This window comes from Thioalkalivibrio denitrificans, assembly GCF_002000365.1.
Lineage (GTDB): Bacteria > Pseudomonadota > Gammaproteobacteria > Ectothiorhodospirales > Ectothiorhodospiraceae > Thioalkalivibrio_A > Thioalkalivibrio_A denitrificans.
This window is the reverse complement of sequence record NZ_MVBK01000107.1, coordinates 1-6,708: the sequence shown is the minus strand read 5'-3', so window position 1 is coordinate 6,708 and position 6,708 is coordinate 1. Positions and strand designations below refer to the sequence as shown.

The following is a 6,708-nucleotide window of genomic DNA, read 5'->3' as shown; positions in this document are numbered from 1 at the left end:
GTCCGACAGGCTCCTAGTGCCAGCGGGCACTCTTTAACAGCCGTTCCGGGGTTCCTTCCATGCAACCGATGCTCAACATCGCGGTCAAGGCCGCGCGCGCCGCGGGCCAGGTGATCGTCCGTCATGCGGGCCGTATCGACGCGCTCAACGTGAAAAACAAGCGGCCCAACGATTACGTGAGCGAAGTGGACCATCTGGCGGAGCGGGAGATTATACGCGTGATCCACCGGGCATACCCGGATCACGCCATCCTGGCCGAGGAAAGCGGTGTCCAGGGCGCCAATGACTACCAGTGGATCATCGACCCGCTGGACGGCACCACCAACTTTCTGCACGACTTCCCCCAGTTCGCCGTCTCCATCGCCCTGCGCCACCGCGGGCGTCTGGACCAGGCGGTGGTCTACGATCCCATGAAGGAGGAACTGTTCAGCGCCTCCCGTGGCGCGGGGGCCACGCTCAACAACCGGCGCATCCGCGTCACCACGCTCAAGGACCTCAACGGCGCCCTGCTGGGAACCGGCATCCCCTTCCGCGAGGACCAGGACCTGGACGCCTACCTGCGCGGCCTCCGAGCCATGCTGCCCGGCACCGCCGGCGTGCGCCGGGCCGGTTCCGCCGCCCTGGACCTGGCCTACGTGGCCGCCGGCCGGCTGGACGGATTCTGGGAATACGGCCTGAACGTGTGGGACATGGCCGCCGGCGTGCTCCTGGTACAGGAGGCCGGCGGCCTGGTGGGCGACCCCCGCGGCGGTGCCGACGCGCTCTCCAGCGGAGACGTGGTGGCCGCCGGACCCAAGCTGTTCAAGGCCATGGTGCAACGCCTGGCGGCGGGGTGAGGTCAAGATTCAAAGTGGGATACCCTCAATTGCTGAGTGCTGAGTGCTGAGTGCTGAGTGCTGAGTGCTGAGTGCTGAGTGCTGAGTGCTGGACTTTGAATCTTGAATTTGAGTCCCTCCCTTGCACAATCATCAATCTATGTTATAGATGACCCGGGCCCCAACTAATGACGGGGTCCGGTTCCACTGCCCGGAACATTCAGTCGCCACACCATAACGACAAGCGCCGTTCCGACGGGCAACCACAAAGGGGGGGATTCATGACGCGAGCAACCCTGAGCCTGCTGGCTCCGCCGTTGGCGGTGGCCCGCTACGGCTGCGCCAGTCACTGTGCAGCCCCGATCGGCGTGTTCTGGATCGCCGGCATCGCGAGCCTGGTCTACGGAGGGCTCGGCGGGCCCTTGCGTTCGGGGTCCGTGGCCTGGACGGTGGTGGGTCTGGGCGTCGTGCTCCTGATCACCGCTTGCGCATGGGCGTTGCTGACGGTGCAGGGCGTTTCCGATGACCATCTGAAGGAACGACGAACCCGCCGCAACACGCGGGGGATCGTGCCCCAACCACCGGCCGACACCGACGAGAGCGATCCGCTGGAAGAAGTCCGGCGCAGTCGCGAGGAAACCTGAGCCGGGGCCTTGCCGGCATATTGGCCTATGTAGCGGGCAGACCCGCCCACCATCCGGGCTCAGGGACGCTCTTCCCCTACGGCCTGGGTATCCTCGCCTTCCTTTTTCACCGGCAGCATCACCGTTCGGTCGACGCCGGTCGCCAACGCCAAGGCCGCGGCGACGTAGATGGACGAGTATGTGCCCACCAGCACGCCGATGATCAGGGCCAGTGCGAAATTGTTGATCACGGCGCCACCCAGGAAGTACAGGGTCAACAGCACCAACAGCGTGGTGCCGCTGGTGATGATGGTGCGCGAGAGCATCTGGTTCACGGCCTTGTTCATCACCGATTCCGCGTTCTCCTTGCGCATCTTGCGGAAGTTCTCGCGGATCCGGTCGTAGACCACGATGGTGTCGTTGAGGGAGTAGCCGATGACCGCCAGGATCGCCGCCAGTACGGATAGGTCAAACTCCGCCTGGAGCAGCGAGAAGATACCCAGGGTGATCACCACGTCATGGGCCAGGGCGAGCACGGAACCCACCGAGAAGCGCCATTCGAAGCGCAGGGCCACGTAGACCAGGATGCCGAACATGGCATAGAGCATGGCCAGTCCGCCCTGCTCGCGCAGTTCCTCGCCCACCTGCGGCCCGACGAACTCCACGCGCCGCAGATCCACCTCGGTCTCCGCCCCCGCCTGCAGAACCCGGAACACCTCGTTGGAGAGTTCCGCCGTGTCCTCACCCTCCCGGGGCGCCAGCCGGATCAGCACGTCCTGGGAGGTGCCGAAGTACTGCACGATGGCGCGGCCGTAACCGCCGTCCTCGAGCTTCTCGCGAACGTGCTCCAGGGCCACCGGCTCCGGATAGCCCACCTCGATGACCGTACCTCCGGTGAAGTCGATGCCGAAGTTCAGGCCCCGGGTCGCCAGCAGGAAGATGGAACCGAGAATCAGGATCGCGGACAGCGCCAGGGCCAGCCGTCGGCGGCCCATGAAGTCGATGTTGGCGTCGGCAAAATTGAGCATGTCAGGCCTTCCGCATCAGATCGCCAGCGCCTTGAGGCGGCGCTGGCGTCCGTAAGTGAGATTAATGATGGCGCGGGTCACCAGGATGGCGGTGAACATGGACACCATGATCCCGATGGACAGCGTGATGGCGAAGCCCTTGATAGGACCGGTGCCGAACATGAAGAGCACCAGCGCCGCGATGAGCGTGGTGATGTTGGCATCCACGATGGTGGTCAGGGCCCGCGAGTAACCGGAGGAGATGGCCGCCTGGGGCGAGTTGCCGTTGCGCAACTCCTCCCTGATGCGTTCGAAGATCAGCACATTGGCGTCCACCGCCATGCCCACGGTGAGCACGATGCCGGCGATGCCGGGCAGCGTCAGCGTGGCCTGGAGCATGGACAGGATGGAGACGATCAGCACCAGGTTGAGCGCCAGGGCCAGGTTGGCCACCAGGCCAAAGACGCGGTAGTACAGCGCCATGAACACCAGCACAAGGATGAAGCCGATCATCACCGAGTTGAAACCGCGCTCGATGTTGTCGCGCCCAAGGCTCGGGCCCACGGTGCGTTCCTCGACGATCATCATGGGCGCGGCCAGCGCGCCGGCCCGCAGCAGCAGCGCCAGATTGCGCGCCTCGCGGGTGCTCTCCAGGCCGGTGATCTGGAATCGGCGACCCAGCTGGTCCTGGATACGCGCCACGTTGATGACTTCCTCCGTGCGCGTGGTGCGGCGCACCAGTTCGCCGTCTTCCTCCGTCGTCTCGGTCTTGGTCTCGATGAACACGGTGCCCATGAGACGGCCGATGTTCTCGCCGGTGACCCGGCTGAAAATGCGCGCGCCCTGGGCGTCCAGACTGATGAACACCGCCGGCCCCCCGGTGTCCTGGGCGATGCCGGAGGAGGCGTCGGTGATGTAGTCGCCGGTCAGCATCACCTGGCGTTGCAGCAGCACGGGCCGCCCGTCGCGCTCGAAGTACAGACGCGATCCGGCCGGCGTGCGGCCGGTGGCCTGGGCCTCGAAGGGATCGTTGTCCTCGTCCACGAGGCGGAACTCCAGCGTGGCAGTGGCGCCCAGAATTTCCTTGGCACGGGCGGTATCCTGCACGCCCGGCAACTGCACGACGATGCGGTCCTCCCCCTGCTGCTGCACGATGGGTTCAGAGACACCCAGTTCATCCACCCGGTTGCGCAGGGTGGTGATGTTCTGTTGCAGCGCCAGGCGCCGCTGGTCGGCCAGCGTATCCGCGCTCAGCGTGGCGTGCAGCAGGGCCACCTCGCCATCCACGGTGGTGCGGAAGTTCAGGTCCCCCCGATATTCCCGGCGCAGGAAGTCGTAGGCCTGATCCCGGTCGGACACGTCGCGGAAGCGCACGACCACGCCGTCGCTGACCCGTTCCACGGCCAGATAGCGGATGCGCTGGTCGCGCAGCAGGGTGCGGAACTCACCCACGTAGCGTTCGTGGGCCGCGGTGATGACCGCGTCCATGTCCACTTCCATGAGAAAGTGCACGCCGCCGCGCAGATCCAGACCCAGTGACATGGGCCGGGCATTGACGGCCCGCAGCCAGTCCGGCGTGGCAGGCGCCAGGGCGAGGGCCACCACGTTGTTGGTACCCGCCAGCGCCGTGCGCAGCAGGTCCGCTGCCTGAAGCTGGTCATCGGTGCTGTCGAAACGCAGCAGCACCTGCTCGCCGTCATACTCGAGACCGGTGCGCGGCACCAGTCCGCGGGCCGCCAGCACGGCCTCCACCTGCCGCCGGCTGGCTTCGTCCACGTCCTCGAGGGTGGAGTTGGAAATCTGCACCGCCGGGTCCTCGGGATAGATGTTGGGCAGCGCATAGAGGCCACCCACCAGCATGACGACGACGATGAGCAGGTATTTCCAGAGCGGGTACTGATTAAGCATGGGGCGTCCGGGAGACAGTCAGAACACTGGGGCGGGTATTACGTGCGGGAGCAAGTCAGGCGCCCTTGAGCGTACCCTTGGGCATCACGGCCGTAACGGCCTGCCGTTGTACAGTGACCTGCACGCCTTCGGTCAGTTCCACCCGGATGAAGTTTTCGTCCAGGTCGGTGACACGTCCCAGCAAACCCCCGGCCGTGACCACCTCATCACCCTTGGACAGGCTTTCCACCAGGGCCTTGTGCTCCTTGGCGCGTTTGGTCTGGGGGCGGATGATCAGGAAGTACATGATCAGGAAGAACACGGCGATCATGAGCAGGAAGTCGAATCCGAAACCCCCCGTAGCCTGTCCGCCCTGGGCCGCGGCATCCGCGATAAAGAAACTCATTTGCAGGACTCCTCTGTAGAGTGCGGGTCGTGGTGCGGCGGGCGAACCTCTCGCCGCCCGCTCGGGCAAAGGCCGGTATTATGGCACAGACGGTAGGGGTTGCGAGCGCAGGGCGTAGAACCCGGCCACCCAGTCGTCGAACCCTCCCGACGCGATGGCCTCGCGCATCTCCCCCATCAGCGACAGGTAATAATGGAGATTGTGGACGGTGCTCAGGCGGGCGCCGAGGATCTCGTTGCACTTTTCCAGGTGCTTCAGATAGGCGCGGGAGTAATTCCGGCACGTGTAGCAACCGCAGGACGGGTCCACGGGCCCCGTATCGTCCCGGTAGCGGCTGTTGCGAATTCGCATCACGCCTTCCCGCGTATACAGGAAGCCGTTGCGGGCGTTGCGCGTGGGGATGACGCAGTCGAACATGTCCACCCCCCGGCGCACGGCCTCCACGATGTCCTCGGGCTTGCCCACGCCCATGAGATACCGGGGCCGCTCCCGGGGCATCAGGGGCATCAGGGCGTCCAGCACACGGTGGCGTTCCTCCATGCCCTCGCCCACCGACAGGCCGCCGATGGCGTATCCGTCAAAGCCCACCGCCATCAGCCCCTCCAGGGAATGTTGCCGCAACGCCGGGTACATGCCCCCCTGGACGATGCCGAACAGTGCCGCCGGGTTGTCACCGTGGGCCTCCCGGGAGCGGGCCGCCCAGCGCAGGGACAGTTCCATGGATTCACGGGCGACGTCCTCGGTCGCCGGAAACGGGGTGCACTCGTCGAAGATCATGACGATATCCGAGCCCAGGGCCCGCTGGACCGCCATGGAGCGCTCCGGGGTGAGCAGAATCTCCGCACCATCCACGGGTGAGCGGAATTTGACGCCTTCTTCGGTGATCTTGCGCAGATCTGCCAGCGAAAATACCTGAAACCCGCCGGAATCCGTCAGGATCGGCCGCTCCCAGTGCATGAAATCGTGCAGATCACCGTGGGCCCGGATCACGTCGGTGCCCGGGCGCAGCATCAGGTGAAAGGTGTTGCCCAGGATGATCTCGGCACCCAGCCCCTCCAGCTCCTCCGGGGTCATCGTCTTGACCGTCCCGTAGGTGCCCACGGGCATGAAGGCCGGCGTCTCCACGGTCCCCCGCGCAAACGTCAGCCGCCCCCGCCGGGCCACCCCATCATTGGCGATCAAATCGAATTCCACGCTTTACCCGCACCGTTCCCGTGAAGTTCCTTGCCACTTGCCCCTGCCCCTATCCACATGGCATCACCATAACTGAAGAACCGGTAACGCTTGGCCACGGCATGACGATAGGCGTCCATGACCGGCGCGTACCCGGCAAATGCGCAGACCAGCATGAGCAGGGTCGACTCGGGCAGATGGAAGTTGGTGATCAGGGCGTCCACGACCCGAAACCGGTAGCCGGGCCGGATGAACAGCCGGGTCTCGCCCGTCATGGGCCGCAGCGCACCGGACTGCGCGGCCGCCTCCAGGCTGCGCACCGCCGTTGTCCCGACAGCCACCACCCGCCCGCCCCGCGCCCGGCAGGCATCCACCTGTTCGCAGACGCGCGCGTTCACCTCCAGCCACTCCGCGTGCATCCGGTGCGCGTCCAGATCCTGGGTGCGCACCGGCTGAAAGGTCCCCGCCCCCACGTGCAGCGTCACGTGGGCGCTCTCGACCCCCCGCGCCCGAAGTCTCTCCATCATGGCCTCATCGAAGTGCAGGCCGGCCGTGGGCGCCGCCACCGCACCGGGTCGGCTGGCGTACACGGTCTGGTAGCGGCTGCGATCTTCCGGGCCATCCGCCCGTTCTATGTAGGGCGGCAGCGGCATGTGGCCATGCCGTTCCAGCAGATCCAGAACCGGCAGATCACCCTCGAAGGCCAACCGGAACAGATCCCCTTCACGCCCTTCCACCCGGGCATCGAACGCCTCCTCGAGCCGCAGCACGACGCCCTCGCCCGGCGCCTTGCTGGC

General features: G+C 65.8%; 7 protein-coding genes. 2 read left to right on the top strand and 5 right to left on the bottom strand.

Annotated elements, in window-relative coordinates:
* Window positions 1–59: 59 nt before the first annotated feature.
* Together B1C78_RS15335 and B1C78_RS15330 are read left to right on the top strand one after the other, a co-directional pair.
* Window positions 60–836, top strand: a complete 777-nt coding sequence (locus B1C78_RS15335; RefSeq protein WP_077280044.1) for an inositol monophosphatase family protein — start codon at window positions 60–62, stop codon at window positions 834–836.
* A gap of 260 nt (window positions 837–1,096) precedes the next feature.
* Window positions 1,097–1,459: a hypothetical protein gene (locus tag B1C78_RS15330; protein ID WP_077280043.1), complete on the top strand. Its 363-nt coding sequence runs from the start codon at window positions 1,097–1,099 to the stop codon at window positions 1,457–1,459.
* 59 nt (window positions 1,460–1,518) lie between these two features.
* On the opposite strand, the gene secF is transcribed toward B1C78_RS15330, so the two are convergent.
* From secF to queA, 5 genes are all read right to left on the bottom strand, one after another.
* The gene (secF, locus tag B1C78_RS15325; protein ID WP_077280042.1) at window positions 1,519–2,466 is read right to left on the bottom strand and encodes a protein translocase subunit SecF; all 948 of its coding nucleotides are present in this window, start codon (window positions 2,464–2,466) and stop codon (window positions 1,519–1,521) included.
* Between the two features lie 15 nt (window positions 2,467–2,481).
* Window positions 2,482–4,353, bottom strand: a complete 1,872-nt coding sequence (gene secD, locus B1C78_RS15320; protein WP_077280041.1) for a protein translocase subunit SecD — start codon at window positions 4,351–4,353, stop codon at window positions 2,482–2,484.
* A 55-nt stretch (window positions 4,354–4,408) separates the two neighbouring features.
* The gene (gene yajC / locus B1C78_RS15315) at window positions 4,409–4,738 is read right to left on the bottom strand and encodes a preprotein translocase subunit YajC (RefSeq protein ID WP_077280040.1); all 330 of its coding nucleotides are present in this window, start codon (window positions 4,736–4,738) and stop codon (window positions 4,409–4,411) included.
* A 78-nt stretch (window positions 4,739–4,816) separates the two neighbouring features.
* Entirely contained in the window at window positions 4,817–5,932 is a 1,116-nt protein-coding gene (gene tgt, locus B1C78_RS15310) for a tRNA guanosine(34) transglycosylase Tgt (protein WP_077280039.1), read from the bottom strand.
* Window positions 5,917–6,708, bottom strand: a 792-nt coding sequence (gene queA, locus B1C78_RS15305; RefSeq protein ID WP_077280038.1) for a tRNA preQ1(34) S-adenosylmethionine ribosyltransferase-isomerase QueA, incomplete at its 5' end; no start/stop codon positions are given. The genes tgt and queA, both read right to left, overlap by 16 nt.

Coding starts and splice junctions, on each gene's coding strand:
- B1C78_RS15330 (WP_077280043.1), top strand. CDS start 1,097: ATGACGCGAGCAACCCTGAGCCTGCTGGCTCCGCCGTTGGCGGTGGCC.
- secF (WP_077280042.1), bottom strand. CDS start 2,466: ATGCTCAATTTTGCCGACGCCAACATCGACTTCATGGGCCGCCGACGG.
- B1C78_RS15335 (WP_077280044.1), top strand. CDS start 60: ATGCAACCGATGCTCAACATCGCGGTCAAGGCCGCGCGCGCCGCGGGC.
- yajC (WP_077280040.1), bottom strand. CDS start 4,738: ATGAGTTTCTTTATCGCGGATGCCGCGGCCCAGGGCGGACAGGCTACG.
- secD (WP_077280041.1), bottom strand. CDS start 4,353: ATGCTTAATCAGTACCCGCTCTGGAAATACCTGCTCATCGTCGTCGTC.